Origin of the sequence: Pelagerythrobacter marensis, assembly GCF_001028625.1 — a bacterium.
In the GTDB taxonomy this organism is placed as follows: domain Bacteria; phylum Pseudomonadota; class Alphaproteobacteria; order Sphingomonadales; family Sphingomonadaceae; genus Pelagerythrobacter; species Pelagerythrobacter marensis.
Window position 1 is genome coordinate 2,446,089 of sequence record NZ_CP011805.1, and the last position, 18,254, is coordinate 2,464,342.

14 protein-coding genes are annotated in these 18,254 nt (G+C 66.2%); 4 read left to right on the forward strand and 10 right to left on the reverse strand.

Annotation, left to right across the window (positions count from 1 at the left end; genetic code table 11):
• Position 1 precedes the first annotated feature (1 nt).
• The 3 genes from purH to rpe are packed head-to-tail and all read right to left on the reverse strand — an operon-like array spanning position 2 to position 4,125.
• Positions 2-1,591 (reverse strand): bifunctional phosphoribosylaminoimidazolecarboxamide formyltransferase/IMP cyclohydrolase, encoded by a 1,590-nt coding sequence (gene purH, locus AM2010_RS11630; protein WP_082132901.1) that lies wholly within the window; start codon positions 1,589-1,591, stop codon positions 2-4.
• Positions 1,592-1,600: 9 nt separating this feature from the next.
• Positions 1,601-3,463: a heparinase II/III family protein gene (locus tag AM2010_RS11635; protein ID WP_047807205.1), complete on the reverse strand. Its 1,863-nt coding sequence runs from the start codon at positions 3,461-3,463 to the stop codon at positions 1,601-1,603.
• A complete protein-coding gene (rpe, locus tag AM2010_RS11640; RefSeq protein WP_047807206.1) occupies positions 3,463-4,125 on the reverse strand; it encodes a ribulose-phosphate 3-epimerase in 663 nt (220 codons plus the stop codon). Before rpe ends, AM2010_RS11635 begins: the two co-directional genes overlap by 1 nt.
• A 270-nt stretch (positions 4,126-4,395) precedes the next feature.
• Here rpe and AM2010_RS11645 point away from each other — a divergent pair, with 270 nt between their 5' ends.
• Positions 4,396-4,893 (forward strand): DUF2141 domain-containing protein, encoded by a 498-nt coding sequence (locus AM2010_RS11645; protein ID WP_047807945.1) that lies wholly within the window; start codon positions 4,396-4,398, stop codon positions 4,891-4,893.
• A 52-nt stretch (positions 4,894-4,945) separates the two neighbouring features.
• Here AM2010_RS11645 and AM2010_RS11650 read toward each other — a convergent pair whose 3' ends face one another.
• Positions 4,946-5,836: a hypothetical protein gene (locus AM2010_RS11650; RefSeq protein WP_047807207.1), complete on the reverse strand. Its 891-nt coding sequence runs from the start codon at positions 5,834-5,836 to the stop codon at positions 4,946-4,948.
• Complete coding sequence (locus tag AM2010_RS11655; RefSeq protein WP_047807208.1) at positions 5,833-6,807, reverse strand: diacylglycerol kinase family protein; 975 nt, start codon at positions 6,805-6,807, stop codon at positions 5,833-5,835. The genes AM2010_RS11650 and AM2010_RS11655 overlap by 4 nt, the downstream gene beginning before the upstream one ends.
• A gap of 84 nt (positions 6,808-6,891) precedes the next feature.
• Between AM2010_RS11655 and AM2010_RS11660 the strand changes: the two genes are divergently transcribed.
• Both AM2010_RS11660 and AM2010_RS11665 read left to right on the forward strand, forming a co-directional pair.
• A complete protein-coding gene (locus tag AM2010_RS11660) occupies positions 6,892-8,106 on the forward strand; it encodes a M20 metallopeptidase family protein (RefSeq protein ID WP_047807209.1) in 1,215 nt (404 codons plus the stop codon).
• A 113-nt stretch (positions 8,107-8,219) separates the two neighbouring features.
• Complete coding sequence (locus tag AM2010_RS11665; RefSeq protein WP_047807210.1) at positions 8,220-10,463, forward strand: TonB-dependent receptor; 2,244 nt, start codon at positions 8,220-8,222, stop codon at positions 10,461-10,463.
• Between the two features lie 64 nt (positions 10,464-10,527).
• On the opposite strand, the gene AM2010_RS11670 is transcribed toward AM2010_RS11665, so the two are convergent.
• From AM2010_RS11670 to glpD, 5 genes are all read right to left on the reverse strand, one after another.
• Complete coding sequence (locus AM2010_RS11670) at positions 10,528-11,703, reverse strand: saccharopine dehydrogenase family protein (RefSeq protein WP_047807211.1); 1,176 nt, start codon at positions 11,701-11,703, stop codon at positions 10,528-10,530.
• Between the two features lie 65 nt (positions 11,704-11,768).
• A complete protein-coding gene (dcd, locus tag AM2010_RS11675; protein WP_047807212.1) occupies positions 11,769-12,323 on the reverse strand; it encodes a dCTP deaminase in 555 nt (184 codons plus the stop codon).
• A gap of 83 nt (positions 12,324-12,406) precedes the next feature.
• On the reverse strand, positions 12,407-12,937 hold the full coding sequence (locus AM2010_RS11680; RefSeq protein WP_047807213.1) for a hypothetical protein: 531 nt from the start codon (positions 12,935-12,937) through the stop codon (positions 12,407-12,409).
• Between the two features lie 65 nt (positions 12,938-13,002).
• Entirely contained in the window at positions 13,003-16,149 is a 3,147-nt protein-coding gene (putA, locus tag AM2010_RS11685; RefSeq protein ID WP_047807214.1) for a bifunctional proline dehydrogenase/L-glutamate gamma-semialdehyde dehydrogenase PutA, read from the reverse strand.
• 64 nt (positions 16,150-16,213) lie between these two features.
• Positions 16,214-17,737 (reverse strand): glycerol-3-phosphate dehydrogenase, encoded by a 1,524-nt coding sequence (gene glpD / locus AM2010_RS11690; RefSeq protein ID WP_047807215.1) that lies wholly within the window; start codon positions 17,735-17,737, stop codon positions 16,214-16,216.
• 57 nt (positions 17,738-17,794) lie between these two features.
• Between glpD and AM2010_RS11695 the strand changes: the two genes are divergently transcribed.
• The gene (locus AM2010_RS11695; protein ID WP_047807216.1) at positions 17,795-18,247 is read left to right on the forward strand and encodes a MaoC family dehydratase; all 453 of its coding nucleotides are present in this window, start codon (positions 17,795-17,797) and stop codon (positions 18,245-18,247) included.
• Positions 18,248-18,254: the final 7 nt, after the last annotated feature.

Genomic DNA, 18,254 nt, shown 5'->3' on the forward strand with positions numbered 1-18,254 from the left:
CCTAGTGGCGGAAGTGGCGCATCCCGGTGAAGACCATCGCAAGGCCGGCTTCGTTTGCCGCGGCGATCACTTCCTCGTCCCGGATCGAACCGCCCGGCTGGATCACCGCCGTCGCGCCAGCCTCCACCGCGGCGAGCAGCCCGTCCGCGAAAGGGAAGAACGCGTCGGATGCGACCGCACTGCCGACGGTCTGCGGCGTGTCCCAGCCGTACTTCCCGGCCGCCTCGCTCGCCTTCATCGCCGCAATGCGGCTCGAATCGCGGCGGTTCATCTGGCCCGCGCCGATCCCGGCGGTTGCGCCATCCTTTGCATAGACAATTGCGTTGGATTTGACGTGGCGCGCGACTGTCCAGGCGAACAGGCAATCCTGCAGTTCCCGATCCGTCGGTGTGCGTTCGGTCACGACTTTCAGGTCGCCTTCCCCGATCGAGCCGCTATCGCGCCCCTGAACTAGCAGCCCGCCCGTGATGGGCTTGACCGAAAGCCCGTTGCGGCGCGGATCGGGCAATTCGCCGGTCACCAGCAGGCGCAGGTTCTTTTTCCGCGCGAACGCTTCGCGCGCTGCATCGCTGACCGAAGGGGCGATGACGACTTCGGTAAAGATCTCGCAGATCGCTTCCGCTGTCGGGCCGTCAAGCTCGGTATTGACGCATACGATGCCGCCGAAGGCCGAAACGCTGTCGCAGGCGAGCGCAGCATCCCAGGCTTCGCGCAAGCTCGCGCGCTGGGCCACGCCGCAGGGATTGGCGTGCTTCACGATCACCACCGCCGGGCTCTGCCCGCGAAATTCGGCGCACAGCTCCAGCGCGGCGTCGGCATCGTTATAGTTGTTGTAGCTCAGTTCCTTGCCCTGGAGCTGTTCGGCCTGCGCGATCCCGTGCGCGTGCGGGCCGACGGGGGTATAGAGCGCTGCCTGCTGATGCGGATTTTCGCCATAACGCAGCGAGACAGGCGCCCGCCCGTTGAGCGCGAGAAAATCCGGAAACTCCTGCCCCTGATCGGCGAAGGCGAACCACTGGCTGATCATGGAATCATAGGCGGCGGTGGCAGCAAAAGCCTTGGCCGCCATCTTCCGGCGGAAAGGCAGCGAAGTCGCGCCATCGTTGGCGGCCAGTTCTTCCACCAGATCGGCATAATCGGCTGGATCGGTGACGATGGTCACGAACTGGTGGTTCTTCGCGGCAGAGCGAACCATGCTCGGCCCGCCGATATCGATGTTCTCGATGATGTCGTCACGCCCCGCGCCGCGCGCAACGGTCGCCTCGAACGGATAGAGGTTGACCACGACAAGGTCGATTCCGCCGATCCCGTGCGCGTCCATCGCGGCGGCGTGTTCGGGGTTGTCGCGCACCGCCAGCAGGCCGCCGTGGACCATGGGATGCAAGGTCTTGACCCGACCATCCATCATTTCGGGAAAGCCGGTCACTTCGGACACGTCGCGCACGTCCAGCCCGGCGTCGCGCAGCGCGCGCGCGGTGCCACCGGTGGATACCAGTTCGACCCCGGCCTGGGCCAGTCGCGTGCCCAGATCCACAAGACCGCCCTTGTCGGACACCGAAAGCAGTGCCCGCCTGATCGTCACGTCGCTCACAATCGAAATCTATCCCATTTTCTTGAACAGCCAGGAGAAATTCCCCCCGCTGCGCGATGTCATCCCCTGGATGACCAGTTGTTCGACCGGATGGGCCCTGCCCTGTCCGTCGACCCACAGGCTTTCCTCGATCGACAGTTCGCCGTCGTTGTCGCTGCGCGCCAGGCGGAACTGCCAGAAGCTGCCGTCCGGCAAAGCCAGACCCGCGCCGAGCTTGTCGTCCGACAGGCGCACTTCGACCCCGCGACCGAGGTGGAAACGAATCGCATAGCCGATTCTGCCGCGCTTGCCCGTCTTGCCGGCGGGAAGCAACACGTCCTCCCCCCGCAGCTCGTGCCCGTTGTCGCGCAGGATCAGAATGCGGCGGTGCATCAGGCCGTGCCGGGCGGCATAGCCATCGTGGCTCGCTTCCAGCCGGGTCGCACTGCCGCCATTGAGATCGAGCGTTCGGCGGTCGATTTCGACCTCGTTGACGCCGTTGCCCAGTTTGCCGTGGAGAAGGACAGCGGTCGAATTGGCATCGTCGAGCACCAGGGTCGAATGCGCCGCCGTGCCGCGCAGGCCCTGCTCGATCCGCACCGGAACCTGCCCGCCGGCGAATGCGGCGCCCCCGCAATTGCCCACGATTCGTTGACCGTCGGCGGAAAATTCGAAAGCCAGCGTCGATGCGCAGCCGGCGCGTGCGTGGCGGGGCAGCGGCGGCGGCGCGGCGTCGAACACCAGGACGGATTTGCGCGCGGCGACCCGCTGGTAGCCCCACTGGCGCGCGTCCTTGAGCGGACGGGTGCGCACCCCGCTCGCTTCGATCAGCGCGGCGATCCGTTCGGCCCGCACCGCACCGGCCCCCTGCCAGTTGCCCAGCGCCCCATCGCCATGAAGCAGCGACAGCAGCGGGGGCACGAGCAGTTCCAGCATCGTGTTGACGAAAGGCGCAGGCTCACGCTTCACCGAAACGTAGCAGGCGCGCAGATCGACCAGCGCCGCAATGGCGTCAATCTGGGCGAGCGGGCTGCGTGAAAGCACGCCGCCATCTTCAGCCACCAGTTCGCCCAGGGCGCGGGCCAGGCCGGCTTCGGCATAGAGCCGGCGCGGCTTGCCGTCGGGCAGGAGCAGGCCTGCCGCGACCAGCGCCGTCCAGCCGGCAACCGCGCCGAGCCCGTCGTCGGCCCGGGCCACCTTTCGATCGAGCCAGCGGGCGGTTTCGGAAATGGCGGACAGGACCCGGCCGCGCAATTGTGTGCCTTCGCCGGAAAGGATCAGCGGGGCGAAGACGATCCAGTTGCGCAGGCGATTGCCGACATGCTCGATCTCCCACGCCGGCCCCTTGCCCGGCGCGGGGTTCGCGTCCAGCCAGGCGCGCAGCACCCGCTCCGCCGTTGCCACGCATTGCTCGCGCGGCGCACTGGCGGCAAGATCGCGCAGCCATCCGAAACCGTGGACGATCCGTTCGAACGGCGGCGTCAGGCGCGTGCTCGATTCGAATTCCATTTGCGCGATCGGCGCCTTGACGCCGTGAACCAGGAAATGCCCCGCGCGCAGGGCAACCCCGGCCGCCCTGTCGCCTTCCAGCGGGCTTTCCACCGTGCCGATCAGCCGCGGCCGTGCCGCCTTGGCGAAGGGGGCAGTCAGTGTCGTACCGGGCACCCCGATGCGATAGGCGAACCGTATCAGCGCCTCGCCCGCGTCCAGCCGGGGCGGCGCGAGATCGGACAGGACCAGCGCGCGGCCCGGTTCGAGCAGTTCCCGGTGATCGGCTTCGGTGCGGACCAGTGTCTCGTCGACATTATCGCCCAGCGGCAGGGCAGGCGAAACCTCGCGATTGGCGTCGGAACGGCGGACGCCGGGATCTGCCAGCGACGCCGTCCCGGTCATCAATGCGCTCCCTTCAGCGCGGCGATATTGGCGGCATACCGATCCGGCCCGCCCTTGAACGTTGCGGAGCCGGCGACCAGAACATCGGCCCCCGCGTCGATGCACAGCCGGGCGGTATCGCGGTTGACGCCGCCATCGACCTCCAGATGAATTTCGCGCCCCGTGGCGTCGATCATTCGCCGGATCGCTTCGATCTTGCGCAGCTGGCTATCGATGAAGCTCTGCCCGCCGAACCCGGGATTGACGCTCATCACCAGCACCAGATCGGCCAGATCGATCAGATATTCCAGCGCATCCACCGATGTGCCGGGATTGAGCACGACGCCCGCCTTCTTGCCCAGGCCGCGAATGGCCTGAAGCGTGCGATGCGTGTGCGGCCCGGCTTCCGGGTGAACGGTGATGATATCGGCCCCGGCTTCGGCAAAAGCTTCCAGATAGGGATCGACCGGGGCAATCATCAGGTGGACGTCGAACGGCTTGTCGGTGTGCGGGCGCAGGGCCTTCACCACGGCGGGGCCGATGGTGATGTTGGGCACATAATGCCCATCCATCACGTCGATATGGATCCAGTCCGCCCCTGCCGCGTCGATTGCGCGCACTTCTTCGCCAAGCCGAGCGAAGTCGGCCGAAAGGATGGAAGGGGAAACGAGCGGAACGGTCATGAGCGATCGCGTTGCAGCGGTGGTTAACGCTCGCCTAGATGGCGCGCCGAATCGCCACAAGGACCCGGGTAAAGTTTTTCCACACCGTACCTGCGGGCGATGACGCTGCCGACGGTGCGAATTACCCTGCCTGTACGATCAATTCAGCGCTAATTCAGGGCGTTTCGCCCAGATATGCGCTTCACAGGCGGAAAACGCGCCGGCGTGCTAGGGTATGCGGGGCGACCGGATTTCGGCCATTCTCCTGCCACTTACGGAATTGAACGAACGATGACATTCAGGACAACGTTACGCCTCGCTGCCGGGACCGCGCTTGCCGCAGGCCTCGTCGCGAGCCTGCCTGCCAACGCTTATCGGCAGGAAATTTCCAACGACCTGTCGCGCTGTTCCGCGGGGAACGGCCCGGCAGTGAAAGTGACCGTGACCGGGATCAAGAGCTCGCGCGGGACCATGCGCGTCCAGACCTATCGCGGCACCGCGAGCGAATGGCTTGCCAAGGGCAAATGGCTTCACCGGGTGGAGGCGCAGGCTCGCCGCGGCACGATGACGTTCTGTCTGCCCGTGCCGGCGTCCGGGACATACGCAGTGGCCGTGCGCCACGACGTCAACGGCAACGGCGATACCGATCTGCGCGAAGATGGCGGGGGCATGTCCAACAACCCCAGCATCAACATCTTCAACCTGGGCAAGCCGAGCTACCGGAAGACCGCATTTTCCGTCAGTAGTGACGTCAAGCCGATCACCATCGCGATGAAATACTGGGGCTAGGTCCTGTTGAGGCGCCATCGTCTCGTGCCGCCTCATCCTGGCAAGGGGCGCCCTAGCGCGGGCGCTTCCGCCAGACCTGGAACAGGATAGCCGGCGCGGCGAGCACCGGGTGCCGTTCGCGCCAGGGCGTCACCGTGACCGGTACGCCGGTGTGCCGTTCGATCTTCCACGCGGCATAGCGGGCCGCACCGTCGAACGTGGTGCTGGCCTTCAGCAGCCGCGCGACGTTGAGCGGCTTGCCCAGCCGTCGCCGCCGTGACCACCAGCGCAGGATGCGCCGGCGCTCGCCCGGCGGCAGGTGCGGCGCAAGGGTTTCGCCATCGTGTGCAAAGCCGATCTGCTGCGCGGTCCAGGCCAGGGGCAGCAGACCTTCGAAATGCGCGGCGTTCACCGCCAGGATAGTGTCTTCGCGCCCCGCCTTCTCGACCCGGAATTCGGCGCGGTAGGTGGCGCGAAACAGCGCGCGCCAGAAATCCGCAGCCGTACCGGTTTCCGGGCCCAGTGCTGCGGCCAGCCGCGCGGCGGTCTGCGCGGCACCGGCCACTGCGTCGACGATGGGGGCGCGCCAGCGGTCTTCGGCAATCCAGACCAGTGCGCTCGGCTGGACGAAGCGCGCCCAGATCGTGGTGTCGCGACTGTCGCCGCGCGCTGCGCGTTCGAATGTCTTCAGCGCCATTCGCGCGACTTTGGCCCGCAGTATCTGCCCTTCGTATTCCCATTCGTGATAGCTGACCCGCGGCCAGATGCGTTCGTGCTGCTCGCCCGGCAGCAGCAGATAGAAGTCGAGCACGCCCTCCAGCTCTCCGGTCCGCAGGTTCGAGCCATAGAACAGCGCCCCGCAGGCATCCGCATCTTCGGCCAGACGCGCGGCGAAGGCGGCAACGCCCGGGGCGACTGCCGTGTCGAGCTGTTGTCCGATCCTTTGTCGCAGCGTTTCCGTCATGGGACGAGGAAGCGCAGCTCCGGCCCCGACGACAGGCGGTACTGTCCTGCCGGGAAGGCTTCGCCGTCCAGAATGATCTCGTCCGCGACCGTAATGTCGACCGGGTCCGCGTTCAGCCGATGCAATCCCCACTGTTCCAGCCCATCCGGTCCGCGCCCGGTGAGGGCGGCCGGCATTCGCAACAGCAGCCGGCGCTTGGGATAATCCACCACGGTCAGTTTGAGCCCTGCCTGCGCATCGCCGAAAGGCTTCAAACCCGCCGGGAACCGTTCCAGCGTCGAAGCGAGGATGAAATGGCGTCGTGCAGGATCGCCCAGGTCGCTGCGCGGCATGGGCCGCCCTTCCGGCCCCAGGGCGATCTGCATGTCCACCCCGCGCCGCCAGGCGTTGCGATCGGTGCCCAGCAGTCCCTGAAGCACGCCCCATGTCGCGGTGACCCCGACCGCGAGACTGTCGAACGCGCCCAGCCGATGGGCATCCTGCCCGGCGCGGATGCCCAGGGTGTAGGCACCTGCCCCGAAGATGAAGCCGAGCATGGCCGGTGCATCGCGGTCGAGCGGATCGACCCGCAGTGGCCGGCGGACAATGCGGCGGGCGGTCGACCAGGCCGATATGGCGGCGCCGATGGTCCAGCCCGTTGGCGCGCCCAGATCGACATTGAGCGCGTTTGTCTTGCCCTTGGGCAATACGGCAAGGTCGGGCCAGGTATCGCCGAACACCGGCAGGCCGGCGGTCAGCACGTCGCGCACCGTGCCGTCGCCGCCATTGATCGCGAGGTAGTCGATCCCGCGCGCGGCAAAGCGCGTCAATGCATCCTGCAGGCTGGCGGTATCGGCCGGCTGGGCAACGAAGATGTTGGCCCGCACTCCCAGGTTCAGGTCCTGCCCGCGGTTACGGTGGCTGCGCGGGTTGTAGATCACCCCGACCGAGGGTGTCTCGATCCTGGGTGGGCGGGCGTCGGCGGGGGTCATCCCGCAGCCCTTAGCCGCTAGAGGCGGGTGGAATACAGGTCTTTTCGCTTCAAGGCGGGCAACTGCTGCCCTATCCTGGCCATCATGCTGCATCCCGATCTGCTCGATTCCGCCCGTTCGCTCTCCGATCGCATTGTCGCCCTGCGCCGCGCCATTCATGCGGAGCCGGAGCTGGGCCTCCACACTCCGCTGACGATGGCCAAAGTGCGCGCGGCGCTGGCGCACCTGCCGCTGGAATGGCGCGAAGGCACGTCGACCACCGGGCAGGTCGCCGTGCTGAAGGGCCAGCGCGGCGATGGTCGCCGCGTCCTGCTGCGCGGGGACATGGACGCGCTGCCGATGGCGGAGGAAACGGGGCTCGATTTTGCCTCGACCATTGCGGGCCGGATGCATGCCTGCGGACATGATACGCATACGGCAATGCTGGCCGGCGCGGTCGAGCTGCTGGCGGGCCGGCGCGACGAATTCGCGGGCGAAGTCCTGTTCATGTTCCAGCCGGGGGAGGAGGGGTTTCACGGCGCGCGCTTCATGCTCGACGATGGGCTGCTGGGCGGCGATCGCTACGGACCGCTGCCCGATGCCGCCTTTGCGCTCCATATCATGCCCAACGCGCCGCACGGGGTCTTCGCCGGCCGGGCGGGCCCGCTGATGGCGGCAGCCGATCAATTCGACATTGTCGTGAAGGGCAAGGGCGGCCACGCCTCCATGCCGCACGAAACGCGCGACCCCGTACCGGCCGCCTGCGCCATCGTGGGCGCGTTGCAGGCGATGGTCACACGCCGGTTCGACGCCGCCGATGCCGTCGTCGTCACCGTAACTCGCCTCGATGCGGGGACGGCGCACAACATCATTCCCGACTTTGCCCGCCTGCGCGGAACGATCCGCACGCTGTCGGCAAGGAACCGCGCTGCCGTTCACGCGGCAATGGCCGAAGTGGCCGATGGCGCGGCCGCAGCGCATGGAGTGGCTGCCGAAGTGACGATTACCGAAGGGTTTCCGGTCACCCTGTGCGACGAACGTGCAGTGGCGACGGGCCGTGCGGTCGCGGCAGAGGTTGTCGGCGACGGGGCCTGGCGTGAATTGCCGGCACCGATCATGGGGGCGGAAGATTTCGCCTATGTGATCGAGAAAGTGCCGGGGGCGATGTTCTTCCTGGGCGTGGCGCAGGAAGGTGATGACTGGCAGCAGTGCTGCGGCATCCACAGCCCGCGCATGATGGTCGATGAAAGCGCATTGCCGCACGGCACGGCCATGCTGGCCGGCTGCGCGCTGCGGTTTCTCGAACGCGGGTTCGACTGAGGGGTTTCCGTCCGGCCTTGCGCGCCGCGACAGGCGAACGCCGGCCTCGGGCCGCACGGGGGCAGGCAAATCGCGGTGGACACGTAACGACGAATCGCTATTAGGCCATCGATATGTTGTATCGTCATCTTATTTCCGCTCGCTCCCTGTCGCTCCCCGTCGCTCTCGCCCTTGCGGCAATGGCCGTGCCGGGCCAGGCGCAAGACCGTTCTTCTGCGCCCGATCCGGCACCCGCCGGGCCCGACGCGGACGATTTTCACGATCGCCGTGTCGCCCCGACGGGCGAGATCGTGGTGACCGCCACGGGGCTGGAACAGCTCGACGTGCTGGCCGGTACGACGGTGGTCGAAGGGGCGGAGCTGCAGCGCAACCTCGACGGCCAGCTCGGCGAGGTTCTGGCCAAGGTGCCGGGCGTTTCGGCGACAAGTTTCTCGCCCGGCGCATCGCGCCCCATCCTGCGCGGGTTTTCGGGCGAACGGGTGAAAGTGCTGATCGATGGGATCGGCGCGATCGACGCGTCCAACACTTCGGCCGACCATGCGACCTCGATCGACCCGCTCACGGCTGAACGGATAGAGGTGCTGCGCGGCCCGGCTGTGCTGCTTTACGGCAGCCAGGCAATCGGCGGTGCGGTCAACGTCATCGACAAGCGCATTCCGCTGCGCCGGTTGAACGAACCGTTCCACTTCGATGCCCTGGCCGGTGCCGACACGGCATCCGACTTGCGCGAAGGCGGTGCCTCGCTCGACCTGCCGCTGGGCGAACGCTTCGTGGTTCACGTCGACGGCGCCTATCGCAAGACCGGCGATCTGGAGATTCCCGGCTATGTCGCCGCGCCCGAACTGCGTGCCGATCTGCTCGCCGATGCGGCGGAGGAGGAAGAGGAAGGGCATCTGGACGAGGCCGAGGAACTGCGGGAAGCCGCCGATCAGCGGGACCGGCTGCCCAACAGCGGTACTGAGACATGGAGCGCCAATGCCGGCTTTGCCTTCTTCGAAGGCGACAGCAATCTGGGCGCGTCTTTCGGAATTTACGACACGACTTATGGTGTGCCGCTGAGCCCGGGCACAAGCCATCATCATGGCGAGGAAGAGGAAGATCATGACGATGATCATGATGACGACCACGACCATGATGAGGATCACGACGAAGATCACGATCATGAAGAGGAGCACGGCCACGGCGACGAGTTGGTGACGATCGCGCTGCGCCAGTACCGCGCCGATTTGCGCGGGCGCCTGGCGCTGGGCGATGGCTTCTTCTCCGCGCTCAATACCCGTGTCGGCTTCAGCGATTACACCCATACCGAATTCGAAGGCGACGAAGTCGGCACCGTGTTCGAAGTGAAGGGGATCGAAGCGCGCGCCGAATTGGAACAGAACCGCAGTGGCAACTGGGGTGGTTCGACCGGCGTGCAGTACTATTTCCGCGATTTCGATGCCTATGGCGCCGAAGCCTACGTGCCCAAGAATCACACCGATCAGATCGCGGTGTTCACGTTGCAGGAAATCGATTTCCAGCCGTTCCAGCTCGAACTCGCCGCGCGGTACGAGGCGACCGACGTGGAATCGCAAGTGGCCGGTTTCGATCGTTCGTTCGAAACGTTCTCGGGCGCGCTGGGGCTGGTTTACGAAACCGCTGGCGGGCTGCGCTTCGGCATAACCGGCAGCCGCGCAGAACGCGCACCCAGCGCCGAAGAACTGCTGTCGGACGGCCCCCACATTGCAACCCAGGCTTACGAGATCGGCGATCCCGACCTCGATGTAGAGGGTGCCTGGGGCGTCGAGGCTTTCGTGCGCGGCGCGCTGGGCGATGGCACGATCAGCCTCGCGATTTTCCGCAACTGGTTCGACGATTACATCTACCTTGCCGAAACCGGCGAGGAAGAAGACGAATTGCCGGTGTTCCAGTATCTGCAGGGCGATGCCCGCTATTTCGGGGTGGAGGGGCAGCTGACCTATCCGCTCTACAAGACCGAAGGCTTCACGCTGCTCGCCGATCTGCGCGGCGACTACGTCCGGGCCGAACTCGATGACGGTACGCCGCTGCCGCGTATTCCCCCGCTGCGCCTGCTTGGCGCGCTGGAAGCGCAGACAGGGCCGGTGGATGCGCGGGTGGAAGTGCAATGGTCCGACAGGCAGGACAGCGTCGCCCCGTTCGAAAGCGCAACCGACAGCTTCACGTTCGTCAACGCTTCGCTGGCGTGGAAGCCGCTGCGCGGAAACGACAACGTGACCGTCACGCTTCAGGCGAACAACCTGTTCGACGCCGAGGGGCGCCGCCATGCGAGCTTCACCAAGGATTTCGTCCCGCTCGCCGGGCGCAATTTCAAGATTGGCGTACGGACCAGCTTCTGAACGGTACTTCCGGCCGCTCACCTCGCACCTTCGGGGGTGAGCGGCCGCTACCTGCTGGCGGGTCTTATTCTTCTACCGCGAAGCGCAGTTCCGCATGGTCTTCGAGCCGCGCGACCAGGGCTTCACCCAGGAAATGGCCGGGGGTCCCGATGCCGCCCGCGGCTTCGCAATCGAGCAGCGCCATGCCGGTTTCGCCGAGCATGCGGCTGGTTGATCCGTAACCCGGATCGTAACGCCCCTTCACGCCGTAATGCAGCATGGTGCCATCGGCCATCTCGCCGATGAACAGCAAATCGTAGGAACCGGCTTCGCGTTCCGCCTTGCTTGGCCCTTCGCCGGGCTGGGGCGGTTTGGCGCCGAAGGGATTCTTCAGCATTTCGGTTACGGCCTGCGCCGCGGCCTTGCCGGCATCGCCGGGACTGGTGAGCATCATTTCGTCGTATCGAAAGTCCTCACCATAAGGGAAACCGTTCAGGAAGTTGGTCCGGTGGACGTTCTTGACGTTGATCGTCGCCATGATGAACGGCGCGGCCCACTTGCCCAGATCGTCCTCGTAACGGGGGGCCAGGCCCGCCGGCTGGTCCGGCCCTTCGAAGTCTGGCGTCAGGCCGAAGGGGCTTTGCAGCACCGGAATCAGGGCGGGGTTCTTCGCCACTGCTTTCATCGTTGCCCCCAGACTGGCGGCGGTCCCGCCGGAAAAGGTGCCCTGCATCGAACGAACGCGGCCGCGCACGCGCGGGGCCGGTGCGCCGAAACGTTTCACGGCCTCTTTCTGCAGCATCAGCACGCCGAGGTCGAAAGGGATCGAATCGAAGCCGCTGGAAAAGCAGATGCGCGCGCCGCTGTCCCTGGCGGCGGCGTGGTGTTGGTCGATCTGTTCGCGCATCCAGCCGGGCTCGCCGCACAAATCGGCATAGTCGGTGCCGGTCGCGACGCATGCGGCCACCAGCGCATCGCCGTAAAGCTGATATGGCCCGACGGTGGTCAGAACCACGCGGGTGCGCTGGCACATGGCCACCAGCGCCGCCGGATCGTCGGCATCGGCCACGACCAGCGGCGTGTCGGCCGGCGCGCCGATCGCGTCGCGCACTTCCTCCAGCTTGGTCAGGCTGCGCCCGGCCATGGCCCATTTGGGGCCGCTGTCCGCATCGCCGTATTCGCGCACGAAATGTTCGGCGACCAGCCGCCCGGTGTAGCCTGTGGCACCATAGACCACGATATCGAATTCACGCTGTGCCATAAGAACGATTCTCCCTCGACGCGGGAGAATGGAGCAGCGCAGCGCGCCTTACAACCGGCGTGCGGCTAAAGCCGGGGCAGGGTGACGCCGCGCTGGCCCATATATTTGCCCGCCCGGTCGCGATAACTCGTTTCGCACCGCTCGTTCCCCTTCAGGAACAGGAACTGGCAGGCCCCTTCGTTGGCGTAGATTCGCGCGGGCAGCGGTGTCGTGTTGGAAAATTCCAGCGTGACGTGCCCTTCCCAGCCCGGCTCCAGCGGGGTCACGTTCACGATGATCCCGCAGCGGGCATATGTGCTCTTGCCCAGGCAGATAACCAGCACGTCTTCGGGCACGCGGAAATATTCGACTGTGCGCGCCAGTGCGAAGGAATTGGGCGGGATCACGCAGACATCGGTCTTGCGATCGACGAAGGAATTGGCGGCAAAATCCTTCGGATCGACGATGGCGCTGTCGACATTGGTGAAGATCTTGAACTCGTCCGCCACCCGCGCGTCATAGCCGTAGCTGGACAGGCCGTAGGATATGCATCCTTCGCGGCGCTGCGCCTCCACGAACGGTTCGATCATGCCCTGTTCGGTCGCCTGGGTACGGATCCATCGGTCGGAAAGAATCGCCATGCGCCGGTCATTCCCGAGCGGCGCGGACGGGGCAAGCCGCGTGGCGGCGTTATCCCCTTTCGTGCGTCTTCGCGCTGGCGCCGTCAGTCGATCGGGCGTGCGCCGAGCTGGGGATTGAGCGCGGTAATATGGTTGAGCCACTTCTTCGGGCGGCGAAGCATATTGTCCGGATATTCCACCCGCAGCCCCGCGATCTGCGCCATCGCGCCGACGAAGTGGATGCAGTTGCGCCGGTCGAGGTCGTAGTACTTGCCCGGCGCATCACGCCACCGGGCCACTTCCGCGCGCACGCGCCAGTACTGCGCATCGGTCAGCACGACGGTGAAATGGCGGTTGGTCTTGCGGAGGTATTTCTCCTCCTCGGTCATGATCGCGTGTTCGACCGGCCCGCTCAGGATCCGGGTGGAAATGGTCCTGGCGGTGAAGCCGTAGTTCTCCTCCACCGCCGCGCCGGTTTTTTCCAGCGTGCCTTCCAACACGATGAACGTGTGCGGATAGCGGCCGAACAGGACCGAGCCGTTGAAGCTGTGGAAGCTCATCCGCACTTCGGCCGCGGCACCGGCCGACCAGACGAGAGCGAACAGCGCAAGCAGCAAGGTGACGAGGCGACCCATCCCCGACTGCCTAGCAAATCGCCGCGGCGAGAAAAGCCCCTTGCGCCGTCGCTGCCCGTTTTCGTCTAGCTGGCGAGCAGAGTGGCGTTGCCGCCCGCCGCGGTCGTGTCGATGCATACCACCCGTTCGGTCGCGAAGCGCGCGACATAGTGCGGCCCGCCGGCCTTGGGGCCGGTACCCGACAGCCCCTCGCCGCCGAACGGCTGGCTTTCCACGACCGCACCGATCTGGTTGCGGTTGACGTAGAAATTGCCGACCCGGGCGCGCGCCTCGACGAACCGGCGGGTCGCCTCGATCCGGCTGTGGAGGCCGAGGGTGAGGCCGTAACCGGTGGCGTTGATATCCTCGATCACCCGCTCCAGCTCGCTCGCCTTGTAGCGAACGACGTGCAGGATCGGGCCGAAGTTCTCGCGCCGCAGGTCGAGGATCGAATCCATTTCGATGATTGTCGGCGCCACGAAGCAGCCTTGGGCCGCGCCCCGCGGCAGCTTGCGCCGCCAGACCTTGCGGCCGTGCTTCTTGCGCCGGGCGACGTGCCGTTCCAGCGCGGCCTTGGCGTCGGGGTCGATCACCGGGCCGACGTCGGTCGCCAGGTCTTCCGGGTCGCCGATCACCAGCGCCTCGAACGCGCCCTTGATCATTTCCAGCATCTCGTCGGCCACGTCTTCCTGCAGATAGAGCACGCGCAGCGCGCTGCACCGCTGCCCGGCGCTCTGGAACGCACTGTTGACGACATCGCGGGTGACCTGTTCGGGCAGGGCCGAACTGTCGACGATCATCGCGTTCTGGCCGCCGGTTTCGGCGATCAGCGTGGCGATCGGCCCCTCGCGCGCGGCGAGGCTGCGGTTGATGGCCTGCGCCGTCTGGGTCGAGCCGGTGAAGGCAACGCCGGCAATGCGCGGGTCGGAGGTGATCAGCTGGCCCACTTCGCCCGCCCCGGGTAGCAGCTGGAACACGTCCTGGGGAATGCCGGCCTCGTGACACAGCTTTACCGCCAGCGCGGCGATAAGCGGGGTCTGTTCGGCCGGTTTGGCGATCACGGCATTGCCCGCCGCCAGGGCGGCGGCGGCAGGCCCGATGAAGATCGCGAGCGGGAAGTTCCACGGGCTGATCGTCGCGAAGACCCCGCGGCCATGCAGGCTCAGGCGGTTTTCTTCCCCAGTCGGGCCCGGCAGCGGCAGAGGGCCGGCAAACAGGCGCCGCGCTTCGTTGGCGTAATAGCGCAGGAAATCGACCGCTTCGCGCAGTTCCAGAACCGCATCCATCAGCGACTTGCCCGCTTCGCGCTGGCAAAGGCTCAGGATTTCGTCGGTATGCGCTTCGAACATGTCGGCCGCCGCTTCCAGCAGCAGGGCGCGGTTTTCGCCGCCCAGCGCGTCCCACCCGGGCTGAATCGCGATCGCACGCGTGACGGCGACGTCGATCTCCTCCGGCAGGGCGTCGCGCCGCGTTCCGACTTCGTGCGTCAGATCCTGCGGCTGGGTGATCGGCGCCACTTCGCCCTGCTCGGGCGAGCGCAGGGTCGGTTCGGCGTGCCAGCGGCGGGCGTCGAGAACGTGAAGCCGTTCCAGCAGCGGTTCCACCACCAGCGGATCGGCCAGATCGATTCCCGCGCTGTTGCGGCGACCGGGGAAGATGTCCGCCGGCAGCGGGATCTGCGGATTGCGCCGCGGTTCCATCGCGGTCAGTTCCGCCACCGGATCGCCGGTCAGCGCCGTCACCGGCACTTCGGCATCGGCCATGCGGTTGACGAAGCTGGAATTGGCCCCGTTTTCGAGCAGGCGCCGCACGAGATAGGCCAGCAGATCCTTGTGCGTTCCGACCGGGGCATAGATGCGCACCGGCGTCTTGCGGTTGCCTTCCATCTCGCCCAGCTCGGCATAGACTTCCTCGCCCATGCCGTGGAGGCGCTGAAATTCGTAGGACGGTCCCTGCCTGTCCACCGGGTCGCCCTTGTCCGCCAGCGCCTTGACCGCGCCAATGGTATAGGCGTTGTGGGTGGCGAAGGCGGGATAGATGACATCGCGCGCCTCGATCAGCCGCGCCGCGCAGGCGAGGTAGGATACGTCGGTCCCCACCTTGCGCGTGAAGACGGGGAAATCCTTGTATCCGCCCACATGGCTGATCTTGATCTCGGTATCCCAGTACGCACCCTTCACCAGCCGCACCATCAGCCGCCGGCCATGGTGGCGCGCCAGCTTGGCGACCCAGTCGCACAGCGGCACGCCGCGCTTCTGATACGCCTGAATGGCGAGGCCGAACCCTTCCCACGGCGTGCTGCCGGGCCGGGCGAAGATCTCGTCGTCGGCCACCAGCGCTTCGATAATGTCGAGCGACAGCTCCAGCCGCTCTGCCTCTTCCGCGTCGATCGTGAAATGCACGTTGGCATCGCGCGCCTTGATCGCGAGGCCTTTGAGCACCGGCACCAGGGCCTTGATCGCCGCATCGGCGTGAAAATGATCGTACTTGGGATAGAGAGCCGACAGCTTGACCGAAATACCGGGCGAGCGTGCGATACCGCCGTCCACCTCGCGCGCCAGCCGCGCGATCGCGTGCTCGTAAGCCTTGCGATAGCGTTCCGCATCGGGGAACGTCATCGCCGCTTCGCCCAACATGTCGAAACTGTGCGTCAGCCCGCGGGCCCGTTCGGGCGCGGCGCGCTTCAGCGCTTCCTCGATCGTGCGGCCGAACACGAACTGTCCGCCCAGAATGCGCATGGCCTGCAGCGTCGCCTTGCGGATCACCGGTTCGCCCAGGCGGTTCATCGTATTGCGCAGCGTGCGGCCCATGCCCCTCTGCTGTTCATCGGGCCGTTCGAGCACTTCGCCGGTCAGCATCAGCGAGAACGTGGCCGCGTTCACGAATGTGGAACTGCTTTCGCCCAGATGCTCCGACCAGTCGATATCGCCGATCTTGTCGCGGATCAGCGCATCGGCGGTTCTGCTGTCGGGTACGCGCAGCAGCGCCTCTGCCAGGCACATCAGCGCGATGCCTTCTTCGGTAGCGAGTCCAAACTGCTGCAGGAAAGCGTCGATCCCGCTTGCCTTGCGTTCGCGCGCGCCGGCAATCAGCGTGCCGGCAATGGCCGCCGCGTCGCGGTGCACCGCGCTGGCGGGCGCGGCCTGTCGCAGACGATCGGCAACGCAGGCTTCCTCGTCCTGACGGTAGGCGAGGCGGATGGCGGTACGGTCGAGCGGAGCGGAAGCGGGCATATAAAAGCGACTCGAATGAAGGTTGCGATTGATTCGGCGCCCTTGGACGCGCTTTCGGCGGCAATCAAGCGAAGTCGATCTCGATCGTTGCCGCTACGTTTTTGCAAGCATCCGGGGGCAAATGCAGGCCCAGCTTGCTGCGCCGCCAGAGAACGTCTTCGCCTGTCTGTGCGAATTCTTCGCGGTACAGGTATTCGACTTCGGCATCGGTCAGACCGCTGCCGTATTCGCGGCCGAGATCGCCGGGCGATCGCGCGGCGCCGATGACCCGTTCGATCCGGGTGCCGTAAGCGCGCGCCATGCGCTGGGCGGTTTCCGCCGGCAGCCAGGGCCAGAGCGCGCCGACTTCGGCCAGAAACGCATCGAACCCGCCTGCGAAATCGCCGCCTGGCAGCGCCGCGTCGGCGGTCCACGGCTGCCCGGGAACGGGCATGTGGCCGGCCAGCCGCTCCATCGCGTGTTCCGCCAGCCTGCGATAAGTGGTGATCTTGCCGCCGAAGATGCTGAGCAACGGTGGCGCGCCCTCCGGGGCATCAACGGCAAAGACATAATCGCGGGTCACGGTTGCGTTGCTCGCGGCATTGTCTTCGTAAAGCGGTCTGATTCCTGCATAAGTCGAAACGACGTCTGCGGGCCGAACCGGTTCCGAGAAATACTCGCTTGCCGCCTTGCACAGGTAGTCGCGTTCCTCGTCCGATATCGCCACTGCGTCGCGGTCGCCGGCGAACAGCCGGTCGGTCGTGCCGATCAGGGTGAAGTCGTTTTCGTAAGGAATCGCGAAGACGATCCGACCGTCGCGGTTCTGGAAGATATAGGCGTGCGGCCCTTCGAACTTGCGCCGGATGACGATGTGGCTGCCCTGAACCAGCCGCAGGTGCGCCTCAGCCCCGCCTCCGGTGGCGAGCGCGGCAATATCGTCGACCCACGGCCCGGCCGCGTTCACCACCGCGCGTGCCGTTACCGTTTCGTCCCCGGTTTGCGATCGCAGGGTGGCGCGCCAGTGATCGCCGGCCCGCTCCAGCGCGGTGCAGCGGGTACGGGTCATGATCCGGGCCCCGCGTTCGCGCGCGTCGATGGCGTTGAGGACCACCAGCCGGGCATCGTCGACCCAGCAATCGGAATAGGCGAAACCGTGCGCGAAGCGATCTTTCAGGACCGCATCGTGCGGCGGTGCGGCAAGATCGACCGTATGGCTGCCGGGCAAGGAACGGTTGCCGCCCAGGTGATCGTAGAGAAACAGCCCCAGCCGCAGCATCCAGCGCGGCCGCAACCCATCGTCGTGGGGCAGGACGAAACGGAGCGGGCGCACGATATGCGGCGCGATCCGCAGCAGCACCTCCCGCTCGCGCAGCGATTCGCGCACCAGCCGGAATTCGTAATGTTCGAGATAGCGCAGCCCGCCGTGAACCAGCTTGGTACTGGCCGAAGAGGTATGACTGGCAAGATCGTCCTTCTCCGCCAGCGCGACCGACATGCCGCGCCCTGCCGCATCGCGAGCAATGCCTGCGCCGTTGATGCCCCCGCCGATCACCAGAAGGTCGTACATGGCCGGCAGCCCTATCGGTTCGGGCGCGCCAACGCGAGCCATTTGCAGCGCCGGCCGCCGCCGCTATGGCGGCCAGGCGACAAGGCAAGGGAGCGCAGCATGGCAGGCCGCTATTTCGACCAATGGCAGGTGGGCGACAGGATCGAGCACGAGATTCGCCGGACGGTGACCGAAACCGACAACCTGCTGTTCACGACCATGACGCACAATCCCCAGCCGTTGCATCTGGATGCTGTGGCGGCGCGCGAATCCGAATTCGGGCAGATCCTCGTCAACGGCACTTTCACCTTCGCGCTGATGGTCGGCCTCAGCGTGGGCGAAACGACGCTGGGCACGCTGGTCGCCAATCTGGGATACGATAAAGTCGCCATGCCCGCGCCGGTCGCGATCGGCGACACGCTGCGCGCGACCAGTGAGGTTGCTGCGCTGCGCGAATCGAAATCGCGGCCCGAAGCCGGGATCGTCACTTTTACCCACCAGATGCTGAACCAGCGGGACGAGATCGTCTGCCGCTGCGAGCGCTCTGCCCTGGTGCGCAAGTCGGCCGCCTGACCGCGCG